This window comes from Pseudomonas sp. HS-18, assembly GCF_020401845.1.
In the GTDB taxonomy this organism is placed as follows: Bacteria; Pseudomonadota; Gammaproteobacteria; order Pseudomonadales; family Pseudomonadaceae; genus Pseudomonas; species Pseudomonas nitroreducens.
Window position 1 is genome coordinate 6,392,896 of the sequence record NZ_CP084413.1, and the last position, 18,957, is coordinate 6,411,852.

Consider the following 18,957-nt stretch of genomic DNA (forward strand, 5'->3'; position numbering starts at 1 on the left):
ACTACGCCTAAACTTTTCACACGCGGGTTTGCCCCCGTGACCCACCGTCGAGCGACCCGGTGCTGATGCGCAGTCCGGTCGCTCCCTGAGTGCCCGGAGCCCAGACCATGCATCACACCCCGTTACTGACCACCCTCGCCGTCGGCTTCGTGCTGGCCTTCGTCCTCGGCGCCCTGGCCAACCGCCTGCGTATCTCGCCGCTGGTGGGCTACCTGCTCGCCGGTGTGCTGGCCGGGCCGTTCACCCCCGGCTACGTCGCCGACCAGGCGCTGTCCGTGGAGATCGCCGAACTGGGCGTGATCCTGCTGATGTTCGGCGTCGGCCTGCACTTCTCGCTCAAGGACCTGTTGTCGGTGAAAGCCATCGCCATCCCCGGTGCGGTGGTGCAGATCGGCGTCGCCACCCTGCTCGGCCTGGGCCTTGCGTGGATGATGGGCTGGAACTTCGGCGGCGGGCTGGTCTTCGGCCTGGCGCTGTCGGTGGCCAGTACCGTGGTTCTGCTGCGCGCGCTGGAGCAGCGCCAGCTGATCGATACCAAGCGCGGGCGCATTGCCATCGGCTGGCTGATCGTCGAGGACCTGGCGATGGTCCTCACCCTGGTCCTGTTGCCGGCCCTGGCCGGCTCCCTGGGCGGCACCTCCGACGGTGGCGACGGCGGCCTGCTGATGCCGATCCTGCTGACCCTGGGCAAGGTCGCGGCCTTCGTCGCGGTGATGATCGTCGGCGGTCGCCGCTTCGTGCCCTGGGTGCTGGAGCGCGTCGCCAAGACCGGCTCGCGCGAGCTGTTCACCCTCGCCGTGCTGGCCATCGCCCTGGGCATCGCCTACGGCTCGGCGGTGATCTTCGGCGTGTCCTTCGCCCTCGGCGCGTTCTTCGCCGGGATGATCCTCAACGAGTCCGAGCTGAGCCACGAGGCCGCCGAGAACTCGCTGCCGCTGCGTGACGCCTTCGCCGTGCTGTTCTTCGTCTCGGTGGGCATGCTGTTCAACCCGGCGATCCTGATCCAGGAGCCGCTGCCGGTGCTGGCGACCTTCCTGGTCATCGTCTTCGGCAAGTCGGTGGCGGCCTACGTCATCGTGCGCATGTTCGGCCACCCCAACAGCACCGCGCTGACCATCGCCGCCAGCCTGGCGCAGATCGGCGAGTTCTCCTTCATCCTGGTCGGCCTGGGCGTCACCCTGAACCTGCTGCCCGAAGCCGGTCGCGACCTGGTGCTGGCCGGCGCGATCCTGTCGATCCTGGTCAACCCGCTGCTGTTCATCGCCATCGACCGCCTGCAGGCGCGCCAGGAGCAGAAGGCCGAGAGCGAGCCCGGCGTGGTCCAGGTGGAGCCCCAGGACCTGCCGCCGCCGGTGCTGGAGCACAACCACGCGATCCTCATCGGCCACGGCCGCGTTGGCGCGCTGGTGAGCGAGCGGCTGCGCAAGGACAAGGTGCCGGTGGTGGTCATCGAGGACAAGCGCGAGAAGGCCGCCGAACTGCGCGAGCACGGCCTCTGCGTGGTGGTGGGCAATGCCGCCAATCCCGATGTGCTGACCCAGGCCAACATCACTTCGGCGCGCTGGCTGCTGATCGCCATTCCCAACGGTTTCGAGGCCGGGACCATCGCCAGCCACGCGCGGGCAATCAACCCGAACCTTGACATCATCGCCCGCGCCCACTTCGACGCCGAAGTGGATTACCTGGAGCAGAACGGCGCCAGCCTGGTGATCATGGGCGAGCGCGAAATCGCCCGCGGCATGGTCGAGCGAGTCGAACGCGAGGACGCCGCCGCGGCACCGGGCGACGACCACCTGCCGCAGTCGGCCTGACGCCATGCTGCGCCGGCTCTACGACTGGACCATGCGCCTGGCGGGCCATCCGCGGGCGGAGCTGGCGCTGGGCGGAGTGACCTTCGCCGAGAGTTCGTTCTTCCCCATCCCGCCGGATGCACTGCTGGTGCCGATGGTGCTGGCCAACCGCGCCAAGGCCTGGCGCTACGCGGCGATCTGCATTGTCAGCTCGGTGCTGGGCGGCATCGCCGGCTACTTCATCGGCCTGCTGCTGTTCGAGACGGTGGGCCAGGCGATCCTGGCCTTCTACGGGCTGCAGGAGAACTTCGCCGAGGTCGCCGAGCGCTACAACGAGCTCGGCTGGCTGATGGTGCTGTTGGGCGGCGGCTTCACCCCGCTGCCCTACAAGCTGATCACCCTCACCAGCGGGGTGACCCAGCTCGATCTGGTGCTGTTCATCGCCCTGAGCGTGGTGGCGCGTACCCTGCGTTTCGCGGCGACCTGCGCCCTGCTGTTCTGGGCCGGCCCGGCACTGCGCGAGGCCATCGAGAAACGCCTGGGGCTGGCGTTCGGCCTGCTCACCGCGATGGTGGTGGGCGGGTTGCTGCTGGGCAAGTACATGCTCTGAGGCGGCAGGCGGCAGGCGGCAGGCGGGATGGTGTAGGAGCGAGCTGGACATGCCCTCACCCCAACCCTCTCCCGGAGGGAGAGGGGGCCGATCAGCATTCTGTGGATAACTCGGCGTCAGCCGGAGAGCTTCACTCTGCCCACCCGCTCAGGACAGTCCCCTCTCCCCCGGGAGAGGGTTAGGGTGAGGGGCGCACCCAGCGCAGGATTCCCCCCTAAAACCCCGTTCAGATCCCCCCAACTTCACCGCCTCGAACTTCACCCGCGGATGGGCGATGCGGTCCTGGGCGCGCACCAGCTCCAGCTCGTAGCTGCCGCAGGCCTGGGTCTCCAGCAGCACTTCGTGCACGGCGGCGGCGCAGAATTCGAAGGCTGTGCGCAGGTCGTCGCCCAGCAGCAGACGGGCGAGGAACAGGCCCGAGGTCAGATCGCCCACGCCTACCGGCTGGCGCGGGAAGGCCAGCAGCGGGCGGCGCAGGTGCCAGGTCTCGTCGAGGGTCACCAGCAGCATCTCGAAGGCATCCGCCGGCTTGCCGGGGTAGTTCAGGTGCTTCACCAGGATCGCCTTCGGGCCGCGCACGAGGAGGCCACGGGCCATTGCCGCGCAGTCTTCCAGGGAGGTCGGCTGGCGGTCGCAGAAGCTGTCCAGCTCCAGCTGGTTCGGGCACAGGTAGTCGGCCACCGCGGCGGCCTCGTGGAGCAGGAACTCACCGACTTCCGGGGCGACGATGCAGCCCTTCTCCGGATGGCCCATCACCGGGTCGCACAGGTAGACCGCACGCGGGTTCACCTCGCGGATGCGGCGCACCACTTCGAGGATCGAACGGCCCTGCGCCGCACTGCCCAGGTAGCCCGACAGCACCGCGTCGCAATTGCCCAGCTCGCCAATGGCAGCGATGCCGTCCACCAGCGCCGGAATCTGCTCCGGCGGCAGCACCTGGCCCGTCCAGTGGCCATACTGGGTATGGTTGGAGAACTGCACGGTGTTCAGCGGCCAGACGTTCACCCCGACGCGTCGCATGGGGAACTCCGCGGCGCTGTTGCCGGCGTGGCCGAAGACGACGTGGGACTGGATGGCGAGAACGTGGGGAGTGCGCGGCATAACGGTGTCCTGCTACAGAATGGGGCAGTATGGGGCGCAATTCACACGCTGTGAACATCCCCCTCTCGCCGCCCGGCGGCGGAGTGAGTAAGCTGATGCGCCGATTCCGAGGAAGCCGAAGTGGACCTGGGCAATCTTTTCATTTTCATGCTGGTTGTCGCGGGCGCCGCCTGGTGGTGGCGCGCCCATGGCATCCGCGAGCGTGCACTGGTCCTGGCCAAGCAGCACTGCGCGCGCGAGGGCGTGGAACTGCTGGATGACGCCATGGCCCTGCAGCGCTTCCGCTTCCAGCGCGACGGCCGCGGCAACCTGCGCCTGGCCCGCGAATACGCCTTCGAGTTCACCGCCACCGGCCAGGAACGCTACGCCGGTAGCATCGCCATGTTCGGCCAGCACCTGGGCCGGGTCGAGCTGGCGCCGTTCCGCATGGAGCCGGAGCCGCGCATGCCGCTCTCGCCGGTCGCTACCTTCCATCCCACCGCCCAGCCGGTGGACGAAGAGATTATCGACGCGGTCTTCGACGACACCCCTGCAGCGCCGCGCGCCAAGGCAGAAGTGGTGCGCCTGGACGAATGGCGCCGCGCGCACCAGGGCAAGAAAGTCGGCGACTAGAGCCGCGCGCGGATCTTCCGCCAGTCCTCTTCCACCGCCGCAGTCATCGCCTTGCGCAGCAGCCGGCAGCGCCCGCGATGCCAGAGTGAATAGCGCCGCTTCTGGTTGCGCCGGCAGCCCTCGAACAGCCAGTCGGGATCGAAGCCGTCCCACACCCCCGCCGTTACCCAGCTATTGCTCCAGACCACCGGCGCCACTTCCAGGCGGAAGATCTTCTCCAGTTCGTCCAGTGGGTAGCCGCTGATCGCCAGGGTGCTCGCGATGGTAGCGAGATCGGCCTCGTCCAGCTCGGTATCCAGCCACAGCTCGGACAGGGCCAGCCAGACGGACTCGCGGGCCGGGTCGTTCATTCGTGGCCCAGCAGGAAGCGCGACACGCGCTCGGCGCTGTCTTCGGGAAACTCCTGCATGAAGCAGTGGCCACCGTCGACGCACTGGCCGCTCACCACCGTGTTCGAAGCGCACCAGCGTGCCACCGACTTGGGCACGAACGGGTAGGTGCGCTCGCCGAACAGCACCTGGGTCGGCGTCACCACCTTGCCCAGCGACGGCCACAGGCGCTTGGGAAAGGAACTGAAGATTTCCGCCTCGCGGCTGGGCCGGCATTTCAGTTCGACACCTGCTTCGGTGCGCTTCATCGCGTTCTCCACGTAGGCCCGGAGCGCGGCGTCGGCCCAGCCCTTGAAGATACCGCGGCCGTGCAGGCCGGCGTAGGCCGCCTCGCGGTCCGGCCACTGGCTGCGCCGCGAGCGCGCCTTCTGCACCATGGTGCGGCGCTTGTGCAGGCCGAGTACTTCGGAAAGCGCCATCACGCCGATCATCGCCGGGGTAAAGAGCACCGGGTCGAGCAGCACCGCGCGGCGGAACAGCTCGGGATGCCGGCCGAGGATCAGGCTGGTGAGCACGCCGCCAAAGCTGTGCCCGGCGGCGTAGTGCGGCACGTCGCCAAAGGCTTTGTTGCCGGCCTGGAAGGCCTCCACCGCCATCTCGGCATTGCGGTTCCAGCCATGGAAGCGCCCGCCGTGGTCACTGTCGCCGTGGCCCTGGACGTCGCACAGCCAGAGGTCGAAATCCTCCGCCAGGACTTTCAGCATCGGCTCGTAGGCACGCCCACAGAAGCCATTGCCATGCAGGAAGTGCAGCAGCGGCTTGCCACTGGGCTCGCTGCGCCAGCCGCGCAGGGTGAAACCGGCGGACCCTTCGTGGGTCCAGGACGACAACTGCATCGAAGCTCTCCATCGGGATGCGGCAGTTTAGCGAGGCAGCGGGGCGCCGGACCAGCGCGCGGTCATGCTATTGTCGCCGACCCTTGGTCGAACACCGTCGAACATGTCGCCTACCCGCCCCCTTCGCCTGCTGCTGATCTGCCTGCTCCTGCTGGCCGGGCTGGTGCTGTCGGTGTTCTGGGCAGGCGAGAAGGCGCGGCACCGCGCGCTGCTGGCCGAGGCGGAAACCGCCCATGAGCAGCTGGGCCTCTACGCCAGTTCCCTGCATACCCTGATCGAGCGCTTCCGCAGCATTCCCTCCGTGCTGGCGCTGGACCCGGAACTGCGTGCGGCCATGCGTGGCCCGTTGACGGACGAGGTGCAGCACCGGCTCAACCTCAAGCTGCAGGAAATCAACGGCGCGGCACGCTCGTCGACGCTGGAGCTGCTGGACCGCAGCGGCCTCGCCGTGGCCGCCAGCAACTGGAACCTGCCGACCAGCTACGTCGGCCACAACTACAGCTTTCGGCCCTACTTTCGCCAGACCATCGCCCAGGGCGCCGGGCGCTTCTACGCAGTCGGCGTGACCACCGGCATTCCCGGTTACTTCCTGTCCAACGCACTGCGTGACGACGCGGGCACCTTCCTCGGCGCCATCGTGGTCAAGCTGGAGTTTCCCGACCTCGAACGGCAGTGGAGCCAGACCCCGGACGTGGTGCTGGTGAGCGACAGCAAGGGCGTGGTGTTCCTCGCCAACCACCCGCGCTGGCGCTACCGCGAGCTGATGCCGCTGGACGCGGTGGCCCGCGCGGAACTGGCCGATACCCGCCAGTACCACCGGCAGCCGCTCAGCGCGTTGCCGCACCGGACGCTGGAAAGCCTCGGCGAGCATGCGCGCATGGTGCGTGTCGACGGCCAGGAAATCAGCGGCGACTACCTCTGGCAATCGGTCGGCCTGCCGGAAGAAGACTGGACCCTGCACCTGCTGCGCGACACCCGCGGCGTACAGTCGGACGTCACCAGCGCCCGCCTGGCCGCCGCCGGTGCGTGGATGGCACTGGTATTCCTCGTCCTCTGGCTGCAGCAGCGACGGCGCCTGGCCCGCCTGCGCCAGCGCAACCAGGAAGAACTGGAGCGCCTGGTCGAGCAGCGCACCGCCGCCCTGCGCACTGCCCAGGACGGCCTGGTGCAAGCTGCCAAGCTGGCGGCTCTGGGGCAGATGTCCGCCGCGCTGGCCCACGAAATCAACCAGCCGCTCACCGCCCAGCGCATGCAGCTGGCCAGCGTGCGCCTGCTGCTCGATGCCGGCCGCCAGGACGACGCCCGCGCCGCGCTGGTGCGCGTGGACGAGCTGCTCGAACGCATGGCCGCGCTGACCGGCCACCTGAAGACCTTCGCCCGCAAGACCCCCGGCGGCCTGCGCGAGCGCATCGAACTGGGCCACGTGGTCGAGCAGGCGCTGCAACTGCTGGCCGTGCGCATCCGTACCGAAGGCGTGGACATCCGCCAGGCGCTGGAATCACCGGCCTGGGTGCTGGGCGACGCGATCCGCCTGGAGCAGGTGCTGGTCAACCTGATCCGCAACGCCCTGGACGCAGTGGCCAACAGCGCCCAGCCACGCATCGAGCTGACTCTGCGCCGCGACGGCGAGCACTGGTGCCTGGAAGTCGCCGACAACGGACCGGGCATCGATGAGGCGCACCTGGCCAGCGTCTTCGACCCCTTCTTCACCACCAAGCCGGTGGGCGAAGGACTGGGCCTGGGGCTGGCGGTATCCTACGGCATCGTCCACGAACTCGGCGGGCGCCTCGGCGCCGCCAACCAGCCCTCCGGCGGCGCCGTATTCCGGCTCAGCCTGCCGGCCGCCAGCGAAGAATCCAGACCATGAGCGAGACCATTCTCTTCGTCGACGACGAAGCCGCCATCCGCGACGCCGTGCAGCAATGGCTGCAACTCTCCGGTTTCGAAGTGCGCCTGTGCAGCAGCGCCGACGAGTGCCTGAAAGGCGTCGCCCGCGAGCTTCCCGGCGTGGTCATCAGCGATGTACGCATGCCCGGCACCGACGGCCTGGCCCTGCTCGACCGCCTGCAGCAGCTCGACCGCGACCTGCCGGTGATCATGGTCACCGGCCACGGCGACGTGCCCATGGCGGTGCAGGCGATGCGCCAGGGCGCCTATGACTTCATCGAGAAACCCTTCACCCCCGAACGCCTGCTCGACAGCCTGCGCCGCGCCCTGGAGAAACGCCGGCTGGTGCAGGAGAACCGCCAGCTGCGCGAGCAGGCGGCGCTCAAGGACCAGATCGAATCCCGCCTGCTGGGCGTCTCGCGACCGATGGAAACCCTGCGCCGGCAGATCATGGCGCTGGCCGGTACGCCGGTGAACGTGCTGATCCGTGGCGACACCGGTAGCGGCAAGGAGCTGGTCGCGCGCTGCCTGCACGACTTCGGCCCGCGCGCCGGCAAGCCCTTCGTCGCACTGAACTGCGCGGCGATCCCCGAGCAGTTGTTCGAGACCGAACTGTTCGGCCACGAAAGCGGCGCCTTCACCGGCGCCCAGGGCAAGCGCATCGGCAAGCTGGAGCACTCCAACGGCGGCAGCCTGTTCCTCGACGAGATCGAAAGCATGCCGCTGGCCCAACAGGTCAAGCTGCTGCGCGTGCTGCAGGAACAGCAGCTGGAACGCCTGGGTTCGAACCAGAGCATCAAGGTCGACCTGCGGGTGATCGCCGCCACCAAGCCGGACCTGCTGGAAGAGGCCCGCGCCGGGCGCTTCCGCGAGGACCTGGTGTATCGCCTGAATGTCGCCGAGCTGCGCCTGCCGCCCCTGCGCGAACGCCGCGAGGACATCCCGCTGCTGTTCGAGCACTACGCGCTGCTGGCCAGCGAGAAGTTCGGCCGCGAAGCTGCGCCGCTGTCGGCAACCCAACTGGCCCGCCTGCTCGCCCACGACTGGCCGGGCAACGTCCGCGAACTGGCCAACGCCGCCGAGCGCCACGTGCTCGGCCTGGACCGCGCCGAGCTACCGGAAGCGCCGGCCGGCAACGGCCTGTTCGAACGCATGGAAGCCTACGAGGCGCAGTGCATCCGCCAGGCGCTGGGCCAGTGCAAGGGCGACATCAAGGCGGTGATGGAGCTGCTCGGCCTGCCGCGCCGCACCCTCAACGAGAAGATGCAGCGCCACGGGCTGAGCCGTGGGGACTACCTGGGCGAGGACTGAGCCATCTGTTCGGCGAAGAACCAGCCGGAACACCAGCGCGCCAGCGGCCAGAGCAGCGCCAGCAGCAGGATCGCCGGCGGAAGCAGGTAGAGCGGCAGACTGCTGGAGTTCAGCGAGCTGTAGGCGGCGAAGGCCACCAGGACCGACGCCAGCACGATAGCGACCATCCACAGCGCCAGCAGGACCAGCGCGCAGGCCAGCACGCGGCCGGCGGCGAAGCGCGAGAGCCGGGCGGGCAGGCGAGTCCGCACGGCCGTCATGACGATGGCGAAAGGCAGTACGCAGCTTGACAGCATGAATACCGACTGCCAGCCGTCAGCGCCGCTGTACAGGTAGAGCACTCCGTAGCCCAGTGCCGTGACCAGCTTGTAGATCACCGCGGTGAAGCACAGCGCAACCGCCAGCGCCACATGCCAGGACGGCAGCGCGGCGGCCTGGCCCGGCGCCATCGGTTCACACCGTGAGCGCGCCAGGTGCAGGACCAGCCAGAGCGGCAGTAGGCAACCCAGGGCCAGATTGATCAGCGAATTGACCTGGCCATACAGGGCTATCCAGAGGGTCCGGGAGCCCTGCTCGAACGCCCACTGGTAGAAGGACACGCTCAGGTAGGACACGGCGGTGCTGACGACCATGGTGGCGATCAGATAGGCCACGCCGAAGCCTACCAACAGTCCGGTCAGCGGCTGGAAGCGTGCGATACCGTGGCGCTCGCGCTGGTAATGCACCAGCAGCAGGACTGCCGCGGCATAGAAAGCCAGCCCACCCAGCCAGTTCGCCAGCATGGTCGGCAAGTACTGAGGCAGGCGCTCGCGGTAGTTGCCCAGGTCGAAGATCCACTGCACGGCATTGCTGCCGAAGAACACCACGGCCGCGGCCACGATCATGGCGGCGACGAACTGCAGGGGTTCGCGGCCGACCGATGCCAAAGCGGCTTTCGATGCGGTGAGCGGTGCCTGGGGTGTCGCAAAGGGATTGTCACTGGTCATCTCGGCATCCTTGTCGAATCCGGCCTGCGGCGCGGAGTGTGCCCAGCCTACCAGCCCGCCGGCTCTTTTCCACCGCGCATAAAAAAAGGCCGCTGATAGCAGCGGCCTTGAGACGGACGTCGATCTGGAGCAATCAAGAATCGGCGTCGGGAAGCTTGCCGGCGGTGAGGCCGGTAACGGCGTTGCTCGAAAGCCGCGCTGTTGGGTCAAGTATATTGACCGATCAGACAGGAATACAGATCACGGACGGGGAAAGACTGTTACAGCATCTGTAACAGTCATCTGGAAACCATCTGAAACGCGGGCAAAAAAACGCCGCATATCGTATGCGGCGCAAGGTGTTGAGAAGCCCGGCTCACGCTCCGGACTTCCCGGGGGAAGCGGCCGATCAGGAATCGGCGTTGCTGCTGGCAGCGGCCTTGGCAGTCTGCTCGGCGGACTGGGCCTGCTGCTGGGCGATCACTGCTTCGTTGGCCTTGACCATCTTGTCGGTCATCAGGCGCGATTCTTCGGCGAAGCTCAGCTGAGTGAAGGACAGCGAGCAGACGGACAGCAGGGCAGCAACATAAAGCGAACGGGACATGACGGTGATCCTTTCTGAACACCCGATTGGTCGGGGTTGGAGAAAGGTTACGGCGCAACAGTGGGTAGAAAAATAGCTAGCTAACCAACAAAGCATTGCCTAAAAAGCAACAATCCGCGCCGATCGTCCGAGAACACCGATATAGAGCGGCTGCGACGATCTGCCGCGCCAGCGCCCAAGGTCCGAGATGGCCTTATGCCCAGTTGACGGGATCGTTGAGCGCTGCTTCGTCCTCTTCGAACATCTTCGGCAATTCCATCTTGAGGAACTCGACCCAGGTGCGGATCTTCGCGTCGAGGAAGCGTCGCGACGGGTACAGCGCGTAGATGTGCCTCACGTGCAGGCTGTGCCGGGGCAGTACGCGCACCAGCGAGCGACGCCGCAGGGCGGGCGCGGCGACATAGCTGGGCAGCAGGCAGATGCCCATGCCGGCGGCAGCTGCGCCGGTCAGCGCCTCGGCAACGTTGACCATGAAGGTGTCGCGCGGGCGGATCACGCTCTCTTCATTGCCCTCCTCGAAGGCCCAGCCCTCGGGGAAGGTCGGGTCCTGCAGGCGCAGGCACTGGTGCTGGTGCAGGTCGGCGACGCTGGTCGGGGTGCCGCGCCGCTTGAGGTATTCGGGGCTGGCACAGAGCACGCTGTAGATAGTGCCCAGGGTCTGGGCGACGAACTCGGAGTCGGGCAGTTCGCGGTCGCGGGTGATCACCACGTCCTGGCCTTCCTCGAGGATGTCCGGCTGGCGCTGGGCCAGGGTCAGCTCGATGTAGACCTCGGGAAAGGATTCGCAGTAGCGCGAGATCAGCGGGATCAGATGCTGCTGGCCAAGGCCGGTGAGCGAGTGCACGCGCAGCCGGCCGCGCGGCTTGAGGTGCGCGCCGCTGGCCTCGGCTTCCGCCTCTTCGACGTCGGCGAGGATTTCCCGGCAGCGCAGCAGGTAGCGCTCGCCGGTTTCGGTCAGCGCCAGGCGCCGTGTCGTGCGGTGCAGGAGGCGGGCTTCAAGTTGCGCTTCAAGGTCGGAAACCACGCGCGAGACCTGGGCGGTGGACAACCCCAGGGCGTTGGCGGCGGCGGTGAAACTGCCCGCATCCACCACCCGGACGAAAGCCCGCATCGCGTGAAGTACGTCCATCCTTCCCCCTGCTTATCCGTCTTGTAGGAGACGACGACAATTATTGTCCGCGCCGCAAAACTGAATCGCAGTATAGGGTCGTTTTTTAGCGATTGTTACCACGTATAGTGCCGGACAAGTCGCTGCAGCAACGTTGGGCATACCAGGCTCATCGTACGGCCGCCGATACACCAATCGACGGCCCTCTCCCCCGCGCATACCTGGCTGCAGCGGCTGACTCTTTCTCCAGGGGCGGCCTTCTTCGGATGGCCGCCCTTTTTCGTTTCTGGCCAGCTGATTGGCAGGCGCAAGCCATTACACCGGGCAGAAGGCAGAACTTGTAGAAAAGCGTCTAGCGCGGCAGCGGGTAGAGGCGCTCGTCGAACTGCTCCAGGCGCACGAACTCCAGCGGTTGGTCGTTCTCCAGATTCTGCAGACGGTCCTGATACTGACGCAGGAAGTCCTGGCGCGCGTCGTTGCTGATGTAGGGCACATGCCAGGCCACGAATGGCGGCAGCACGCTCATGCCGGTGTAGGCCAGGGTGCCGCGCAGGATCGGCCGCAGCATGTCTTCCAGCGGGCCGTGGATGGCGCCGTCGCCGAACATGTGGTCGCGCCCGCCGAGGGTCACGGTCACCAGCGCCTTCTTGCCGGCCAGGCCGCCCTGGTCGTAGAAGCGCTTGCCGCCGTAGCAGATGCCCGAGACCAGCACGCGGTCGAACCAGCCCTTGAGGATGGCCGGCGCGGAGAACCAGTAGATCGGGAAGTTGAAGATCACCAGGTCGGCCCAGAGCAGCTTGTCCAGTTCGGCCTGGATGTCGGCGGCGATGGTTTTCGCCTTGGCGCCTTCGCGCTGTTCCAGGGCGTAGACCAGGTACTCGGGGTTGGCGCGGGCGCCGAAGTCGGCGGCGCTGGCCACCGGGTTCCAGTTCATCGCGTAGAGGTCGGAGACCTGCACTTCGTGGCCCTGGCCGCGGAGGGTTTCCTCGGCGAGCTGGTACAGCGCGGTGCTGAAGGATTGCGGTTCGTTGTGGGCGTGGACGATCAGTACGTTCATGTGGATTCCTGGCCGGAAAGGCAATTCTTGGCGGATCGGTGTGTTGGCTCGGCACCCTCTCCCCAGCCCTCTCCCTGAAGGGCGAGGGAGTATTCGTATTCATGCACCGTCTCCCGCCGGTCGCGCCGAAGCGCTTTTGCGCCCCTCTCCCGCTTGCGGGAGACGACTGCATGGCTGCAGGAGGTAGAGCGCAAAGCCGAGGGCTGGGGAGAGGGCGCTGTTCAGGCGCTCAGAGTTGAATGGCCTTGAGCTCGACGAACTCGTGCAAGCCCTGCTCACCCCATTCGCGGCCGTTGCCGGACTGCTTGTAGCCGCCGAAAGGCGCACGGTAGTTGAAGGCACCGCCGTTGACGAAACATTGGCCGGCGCGCATCTGCCGCGCCAGGCGCAGGCCATCTTCGCGATCGCCCGCCCAGACGGCACTGGACAGACCAAACGGCGAGTCGTTGGCGATAGCGATAGCTTCTGCTTCATCGACATAGGGAATCAGGCACAGCACCGGGCCGAAGATTTCCTCGCGGGCGATGCGCATCTGGTTGTTCACCCCGGCGAAGATCGTCGGCTGCACATAGTGCCCGCGCTCCAGATGCGCCGGGCGTTCGGCGCCGCCGCAGACCAGCTGCGCGCCCTCTTCCTGGCCGACGCGAAGGTAGTCGAGCACGGTGCGGCGCTGGCCGCCCGAGCACATCGGGCCGAGGAAGCTGTCGGCGTCCAGCGGGTCGCCCATCTTCAGCGCAAGGGTTTCGGCGCGGGCGATTTCCACGGCTTCGGCATAGCGATGAGCCGGCAGCAGCATGCGCGTGAGTGCGGTGCAGGTCTGCCCGGAGTTGATCATCACGTCCTGCACGCCGTGGCGCACGGCGGCGGCGAGGTCGGCATCGGCGGTGATCAGGAACGGCGACTTGCCGCCCAGCTCCAGGCACACGCGCTTGACCGTCGGCGCCGCGGCTTCGGAGACCTTGACGCCCGCGCCGGTGGAGCCGGTGAACGAGACCATGTCCACGTCCGGATGCCGTGCCAGCGCTTCGCCGACCTTGGAGCCGGGGCCGCTGACCAGGTTGAACACGCCGGCTGGCAGGCCGATGGCGTGGACCATGTCGGCCAGCAGGAAGGCGTGCAGCGGGGTGTCCTGGCTCGGCTTGACCACCACGGTGCAGCCGGCGGCGAGCGCCGGGGCGAGCTTGCCGATGAGCTGGTGCAGCGGGTAGTTCCAGGGGTTGATGAAGGCGCAGACGCCCACCGCTTCCTTGACGATCAGCGAGTTGCCGACCTCGCGCACTTCGTCCATGTGCGCGGCCATCGCGGCGTAGCTTTCCAGGCCCTCGATCGGCCCGTCGACCTGCACCATACGGCACCACTGCACCGGCATGCCCAGCTCGGCGGTGATCAGCGCGGCCATTTCGTCGGCGCGGTTCTTCAGTTGTTCGGCGAGGGCGCGGATGTAGCCGGCGCGCACGTGGGACGGCGTTTGCGACCAGGCCGGGAAGGCACGGCGGGCTGCGTCCACCGCGCGGTTCACGTCACCTTCGCCGCCCAGCGGCACGCGACCGACGCAGTCCTCGGTGGCGGGGTTCTGCACCTCGGCCACGCCCTGCCCTTGCGGCGCCACCCAGGCGCCATCGATGTAAAGCTGAGAACGATCACGCATAACGTTTCTCCTGGAGCAGTTCGGCGGCGCACAGGGCGATGCGGCGGCAGGCTTCGCGCAGCGGTTCGGCACCGAGCACCAGGCCCAGGCGGATGTGCCCGGCGGCGCTGGGGCCGAAGGCTTCGCCGGCCAGCACGGAGACGCCGTGGCGGTCCAGCAGCACATCAGCGAAGTCCTGGGCGGAGAGCCCGGTGGCGCGGATATCCACCATCACGAACATGCCGCCGTCCGGGCGCAGGGCGCGCACGCCGACGCAATCGGCCAGGCAGTCGAGCACCAGGTCGCGGCGCTGGCGGTAGGCCTCGCGCATGGCTTCCAGTTCCGGCAGTTTGGCTTCCAGCGCGGTGCAGGCGGCGTCCTGGATGAAGTCCGGCGAGCCGTAGAGCATGCACAGGGCGAGGTTTTCCAGGTGCGCGCAGAGCTCGCGCGGGCCGACCACCCAGCCCACGCGCCAGCCGGTCATGGCGTGGGATTTCGACAGGCTGTTGAGGGTCGCGGTGCGCTCGGCCATGCCCGGCAGGCTGGCGGGGCTGATGTGTTCGCCGTCGAACAGCAGCTCGCTGTAGACCTCGTCGGAGATCATCCACAGGTCATTGTTCACGCACAGCTCGGCGAGCTTTTCCCAGGTGGCGCGCGGCAGGCTGGCGCCGGACGGGTTGTGCGGGCTGTTGATGGCCAGGGCGCGGGTGCGCGGGGTGATCAGCGTGGCGACGTCCTCGGCCTGCACGCGGAAGCCGTGCTCGGAGCGCACCGATACCGGGATGACCTTGGCGCCACAGGCACCGAATACCGCTTCGTAGGTGACGTACATCGGCTCGGCGACAATCACTTCGTCGCCGGGATTGAGCACGCACTGCGCCACGGCATACAGCGCGCACTGGGCGCCAGCCAACACCACCACGTCATCGGCGGTGACCGCCTGGCCACTGCGCTGGCTGTGGCGGCGGGCGATGGCTTCGCGCAGCGAGCGCTTGCCGCGCACGTCGGCGTAGTGGGTGTTGCCGGCCAGCAGGCTGTCGATGGCCGACTGCACGATGGGCACGGGAGTATCGAAATCGGGGTCGCCCACCGACAGCAGGAGGATGTCGTCGCCCTGCTCCATGCGCGCCAGGGCGCGGTAGTGGATGTCCCAGGCGGCGGCGCCGTCGCCAGCGATGCGTTGGGTGAAGTTCGAGTAGCGCATGGTGTTCATCCTTCAAGGCGCCAGGGCCCAGGGGCCCCGGCGGGTGCAACAGGTCCTACTGGGCGCAGGCGTGTTTCAGCTCGATCAGCGTCACGCCCGGATGGGCGAAGCCGCTGCGCAGGTCGCGCTCCAGTTCGTCCAGGCTCTGCGGCTGACGCATCTCGCAGCCGTAGGCGCGGCCGAGCAGGGCGAAGTCCGGGTTGCGCGGCAGAACGCCGATGGGCTCGATGTCCAGGCCGATCATGTCGTCGCGGATCTGCCCCAGCGCATCGTTGTTCCACAGCAGCACCACCAGCGGGCTGTCCAGTTCCTCGGTCGCGGTGGCCAGTTCCTGCGCGGTGTAGAGGAAGCCGCCGTCGCCCACCAGCACCAGGCCTGGGCGCTCAGGCGCACCGAACTTGGCGCCGATGCCGGCCGGCACGCCGTAGCCGAGGGTGCCGTAGCCGGTGGGATGCAGCCAGCCGCGCGGTGCCTTGCTCGGGAACAGGTAGTTGGCGGTGTAGGCCAGTTGGGTCATGTCGCTGGCGATGAAGGCGTTGTCCGGCAGGACCTTGGCAATGCGCTCCAGAATCGACTTGTGGATAAGTTGCAGTGGGGCGTGGCCGCCGTCGATCTGCGCGCGCAGTTCGGCGATCCGCGACTGCGCTTTCGCCGCATCACGGGCTGCGCTCGGCAGTGCAGCGAGCAGGGCTTCGGCGGTGGCTTTCGAATCGCCCAGCAGCGCCACGGCGCTCGGGTAGAAGTCATTGAACTTGCGCGAATCAACATCGACGCGGATCACCTCGCCGTTGACCGGCAGGCGGTCGCGCCAGAAGTCGGTGTCGGCCATCTCGGTGCCGATGGCGAGGACCACGTCGGCCTCGGCGATCATGTCCCAACCAGCCTGGGTGCACAGGGTGGCGCCAGCAGAGAGCGGCGCTTCCGGTGCCAGCAGGCCCTTGCCGGCGACGCTGGTGAACAGCGGCGCGGCCAGGCGCTCGCTCAGCGCAGCCAGGGCATCGGCGGCGTGCAGCGCGCCGCCGCCGGCGATGATCATCGGGCGCTGGGCCGCCTTGAGTTTATCCACAGCCTGCTGGAGCGCCTCGGCGCTGGGCTGGCCGCGGCCGGCGCGGCGCACGACTTCATGGGTCCAGTCGCGCGCGACGGGGTTGGCGAGCACGTCCAGCGGCACCGAGATGTGCACCGGGCGCGGGCGTTCGCTGTCGAACACGGCGAAGGCGCGGGCGATCAGTTCGGGCAAGTCTTCGGCGCTCAGGGCGACGGCGGAGAATGCGGTGATCGGCGCGGTCATGGCGCGCTGGTCCTGGGTCTCGTGCAGGCAGCCCCAGCCCTTGCCCAGGCTGGCGGTGTGGTTGACGCTGGAAATCACCAGCATCGGGATCGAGTCGGCGTAGGCCTGGCCGATGGCGGTGGCGGCGTTGGTCACGCCCGGCCCGGTGATGATGAAGGCCACGCCCGGCTTGCCGCTGACCCGCGCGTAGCCGTCGGCCATGAAGCCGGCGCCCTGCTCGTGGCGCGTCAGCACATGGCGGATGCCGCTGCCGGGCAGGCCGCGGTACAGCTCCAGGGTGTGCACGCCGGGAATGCCGAACACGGTGTCGACGCCATAGTTGGCCAGCAGGCGCACCAGGGCCTGGCCGCCGGTGAGTTTCTTGTCGTTCTGCATGTTCACTCCTCGAAGCGTTCTTCGTAGAAACACGCCTGCCCGCGAACGCTCCTCGGTGGATTCGTTCGCGGGCAGCCCGTGCCTACAGGCAGGTCATTCAACGGTGCGGATCAACGCATCCACCGCCACGGCGCCCTCGGCGTCCGCCAGCAGCGGGTTCACGTCCAGTTCCAGCAGGGTGTCCACGTGCTCGCAGGCGTAGTCGGCAACGGCGCGGATGGCTTCCACCAGCGTCTCCAGGTTCACCGCCGCGCGGCCACGGAAGCCGGTGAGCAGCGGCGCGCTACGCAGGCTGAGCAAGGCGTCGCGGATCGCCGCGTCGGTGGTCGGCAGCAGCAGGCTGCGGCTGTCCTTGAGCAGCTCGACGAGGATGCCGCCGGCGCCCAGCACCAGCGCCAGGCCGAAGCCGTTCTCGCGCTTGATGCCGACGATCAGCTCGGCCAGCGGTGGATTGGCCATGCGCTCCAGCAGCACCTGGTCGAAGGGCACGCCGGGTGCGTGGCGGGCGATGTTCTCGCGCATGTCGAACAACGCGGCTTCCAGCGCCGCCTCGTTGCGCAGGTTGAGCGCCACGCCGCCGGCCTCGGTCTTGTGCGGCAGTTGCGCGCTGACCACTTTCAGCGCCAGCGGGAAGCCGACATCGGTTGCCGCTTCGCGGGCCTGGGTCGGGGTGCTCAGCGCGGCGCGCGGCAACGGCAGGCCGAAAGGTTTCAGCGCCTGCTTGGACTGCCATTCGTCCAGCAGCCGGCCTTCGCCTTCCAGCGCCTGCGGGCAGAGCGGCACCAGCGCGGCTTCGCCACGGGTCAGCAGGGTTTCGCGACGCTGGCGATAATGGGCGATGCGGCCCCAGGCGGCGAGGCCGTCTTCCACGCCTTGCAGCGCGGCGACGCCGTGGGAGTGCAGCAGTTCGCGCGCATGTTTGGGCAGCAGCTCCGGCAGCGCGGAGGCGATGAAGCCGACTTTGCCGTGACGCTCCAGCGCGGCGCAGTAAAGCTCCAGCAGCAGGTCGCACTGCGGGCGCTCGCCGGTCTCTTCGCCGGGGTAGTCGAGCACCAGCAGGGCAGCGTCAGCTTCGGTCTGCAGCGCGCTGTCGAGCATGCGGTCGAGCGCCGGGCCGTCGCCCCAGATGGCGGTGGTGAAGTCCAGCGGGTTGGCGATGTTGGCGTAATCCGGCAGCACCTGCGCCAGCTCGGTACGCTGGGCGTCGACCAGCTTGGGCAGGCTCAGGCCATTGCATTCGGCGTAGTCAGCGATCAGCCCGGCGTCACCGCCAGAGCAGGCCAGCGCGGCCAGGCTCGGCCCGGCCGGCAGGTTGCCGCAGGCAGCCGCCTTGAGGGTTTCGATGAAGCTCACCGGGCCGCTGACGCGGATCACCCCGAGGCGGTCGAACAGAGCGTCGTACAACGCGTCAGAGCCTGCCAGGGAGCTGGTGTGGCTGAGCGCGAGCTCGGCACCGATCTCGGACACGCCGGTCTTCAGCGCGATCACCGGGATGCCTTTCTGCAGTGCCTTGAAGGCGGCGCGGGCGAAGCCGGGAACGTTCTTCAGGCCTTCCAGGTGCAGGCCGATGGCGGTGACTCGCGGCTCGTCGAGCAGCACGTCCATCAGTTCGGCCACGCCCAGTTGCGCCTGGTTGCCCACCGAGGCCATGTAGGCGATGGGCAGCGAGCGGTCGCTCATGGACAGGTTGTAGGCGAAGTTGCCGCTCTGCGTGAGAACGGCCACGCCCTTCTCGACGATGTGCCCGCCATGGGCCACCGGCCACAGCGCGGAGCCGTGCAGGTAGTCGAGCAGGCCGTAGCAGTTGGGGCCGAGCAGGGCCATGTCGCCGGCGGATTCGAGCAGCCGGCGCTGCAGCGCTTCACCCTCGGCGCCGGTTTCGGCGAAGCCGGAGGCGTAGCAGATGGCGCCGCCGGCATCCTTGGCGGCCAGCTCGGCGACGGCCTGCAGGGTCAGGTCGCGGTTGGTGGCAACGAACACCGCATCGGGGCCTTCGGGCAGGTCGGCGACGCTGCGCACGCAGGGCACGCCTTCGAGTTCGTCGTATTGCGGGTTGACCAGCCACATCGCACCCGCGAAGCCGCCTTCGGCGCAGCGCTTGAGTGCGCGCGCCATGCTGCGGCCACCGATGAAGGCGACGTGACGGGGGGCCAGCAGGCGCTGGAGGTTTTCGCGTTTCATGGCACGGGC

The 18,957-nt window shown here is 68.0% G+C and carries 15 protein-coding genes and 1 pseudogene; 5 read left to right on the plus strand and 11 right to left on the minus strand.

Features of this window, described 5'->3' with window-relative positions; translation table 11 throughout:
• Window positions 1-107: 107 nt before the first annotated feature.
• Entirely contained in the window at window positions 108-1,811 is a 1,704-nt protein-coding gene (gene ybaL / locus LDJ84_RS29670) for a YbaL family putative K(+) efflux transporter (RefSeq protein ID WP_024766835.1), read from the plus strand.
• 4 nt (window positions 1,812-1,815) lie between these two features.
• Complete coding sequence (locus tag LDJ84_RS29675) at window positions 1,816-2,400, plus strand: YqaA family protein (RefSeq protein ID WP_024766834.1); 585 nt, start codon at window positions 1,816-1,818, stop codon at window positions 2,398-2,400.
• Window positions 2,401-2,637: 237 nt separating this feature from the next.
• Here LDJ84_RS29675 and pdxY read toward each other — a convergent pair.
• Window positions 2,638-3,501, minus strand: a pseudogene (gene pdxY / locus LDJ84_RS29680) (pyridoxal kinase PdxY); the annotation flags it as partial.
• A 147-nt stretch (window positions 3,502-3,648) separates the two neighbouring features.
• Between pdxY and LDJ84_RS29685 the strand changes: the two are divergent.
• Window positions 3,649-4,113, plus strand: coding sequence for a DUF3301 domain-containing protein (locus LDJ84_RS29685; protein WP_205896325.1), 465 nt, complete (start codon window positions 3,649-3,651; stop codon window positions 4,111-4,113).
• Here LDJ84_RS29685 and LDJ84_RS29690 read toward each other — a convergent pair.
• Both LDJ84_RS29690 and LDJ84_RS29695 read right to left on the minus strand, forming a co-directional pair.
• Window positions 4,110-4,463, minus strand: a complete 354-nt coding sequence (locus LDJ84_RS29690) for a hypothetical protein (RefSeq protein WP_024766832.1) — start codon at window positions 4,461-4,463, stop codon at window positions 4,110-4,112. The genes LDJ84_RS29685 and LDJ84_RS29690 overlap by 4 nt on opposite strands.
• On the minus strand, window positions 4,460-5,338 hold the full coding sequence (locus LDJ84_RS29695; RefSeq protein WP_226045675.1) for an alpha/beta fold hydrolase: 879 nt from the start codon (window positions 5,336-5,338) through the stop codon (window positions 4,460-4,462). The genes LDJ84_RS29690 and LDJ84_RS29695 overlap by 4 nt, the downstream gene beginning before the upstream one ends.
• A 103-nt stretch (window positions 5,339-5,441) precedes the next feature.
• On the opposite strand from LDJ84_RS29695, the gene LDJ84_RS29700 reads away from it, so the two are divergent.
• Together LDJ84_RS29700 and LDJ84_RS29705 are read left to right on the plus strand one after the other, a co-directional pair.
• The gene (locus LDJ84_RS29700) at window positions 5,442-7,205 is read left to right on the plus strand and encodes a sensor histidine kinase (RefSeq protein WP_037012776.1); all 1,764 of its coding nucleotides are present in this window, start codon (window positions 5,442-5,444) and stop codon (window positions 7,203-7,205) included.
• Complete coding sequence (locus LDJ84_RS29705) at window positions 7,202-8,536, plus strand: sigma-54-dependent transcriptional regulator (protein ID WP_065083757.1); 1,335 nt, start codon at window positions 7,202-7,204, stop codon at window positions 8,534-8,536. The genes LDJ84_RS29700 and LDJ84_RS29705 overlap by 4 nt, the downstream gene beginning before the upstream one ends.
• On the opposite strand, the gene LDJ84_RS29710 is transcribed toward LDJ84_RS29705, so the two are convergent.
• The 8 genes from LDJ84_RS29710 to LDJ84_RS29745 all read right to left on the minus strand — a co-directional run bounded on the left by LDJ84_RS29710 (window position 8,518) and on the right by LDJ84_RS29745 (window position 18,948).
• Window positions 8,518-9,522, minus strand: a complete 1,005-nt coding sequence (locus tag LDJ84_RS29710) for a hypothetical protein (protein ID WP_226045676.1) — start codon at window positions 9,520-9,522, stop codon at window positions 8,518-8,520. The two genes, LDJ84_RS29705 and LDJ84_RS29710, sit on opposite strands and share 19 nt — an antisense overlap.
• Window positions 9,523-9,910: 388 nt before the next feature.
• The gene (locus LDJ84_RS29715) at window positions 9,911-10,105 is read right to left on the minus strand and encodes a hypothetical protein (protein WP_024766827.1); all 195 of its coding nucleotides are present in this window, start codon (window positions 10,103-10,105) and stop codon (window positions 9,911-9,913) included.
• Window positions 10,106-10,298: 193 nt separating this feature from the next.
• Entirely contained in the window at window positions 10,299-11,234 is a 936-nt protein-coding gene (locus tag LDJ84_RS29720; protein WP_037007681.1) for a LysR family transcriptional regulator, read from the minus strand.
• Window positions 11,235-11,565: 331 nt separating this feature from the next.
• Complete coding sequence (locus tag LDJ84_RS29725; RefSeq protein WP_038803440.1) at window positions 11,566-12,270, minus strand: NAD(P)H-dependent oxidoreductase; 705 nt, start codon at window positions 12,268-12,270, stop codon at window positions 11,566-11,568.
• Window positions 12,271-12,499: 229 nt separating this feature from the next.
• Window positions 12,500-13,918: an aldehyde dehydrogenase family protein gene (locus LDJ84_RS29730; protein ID WP_024766825.1), complete on the minus strand. Its 1,419-nt coding sequence runs from the start codon at window positions 13,916-13,918 to the stop codon at window positions 12,500-12,502.
• Window positions 13,911-15,101, minus strand: coding sequence for a pyridoxal phosphate-dependent aminotransferase (locus LDJ84_RS29735; RefSeq protein WP_226045677.1), 1,191 nt, complete (start codon window positions 15,099-15,101; stop codon window positions 13,911-13,913). Before LDJ84_RS29735 ends, LDJ84_RS29730 begins: the two co-directional genes overlap by 8 nt.
• Window positions 15,102-15,156: 55 nt before the next feature.
• Window positions 15,157-16,767 carry a 5-guanidino-2-oxopentanoate decarboxylase gene (locus LDJ84_RS29740; RefSeq protein WP_226045678.1) on the minus strand — a complete coding sequence of 537 codons (1,611 nt, stop codon included), beginning with the start codon at window positions 16,765-16,767 and terminating at the stop codon, window positions 15,157-15,159.
• Window positions 16,768-16,860: 93 nt separating this feature from the next.
• A complete protein-coding gene (locus LDJ84_RS29745; RefSeq protein ID WP_226045679.1) occupies window positions 16,861-18,948 on the minus strand; it encodes an acetate--CoA ligase family protein in 2,088 nt (695 codons plus the stop codon).
• Window positions 18,949-18,957: the final 9 nt, after the last annotated feature.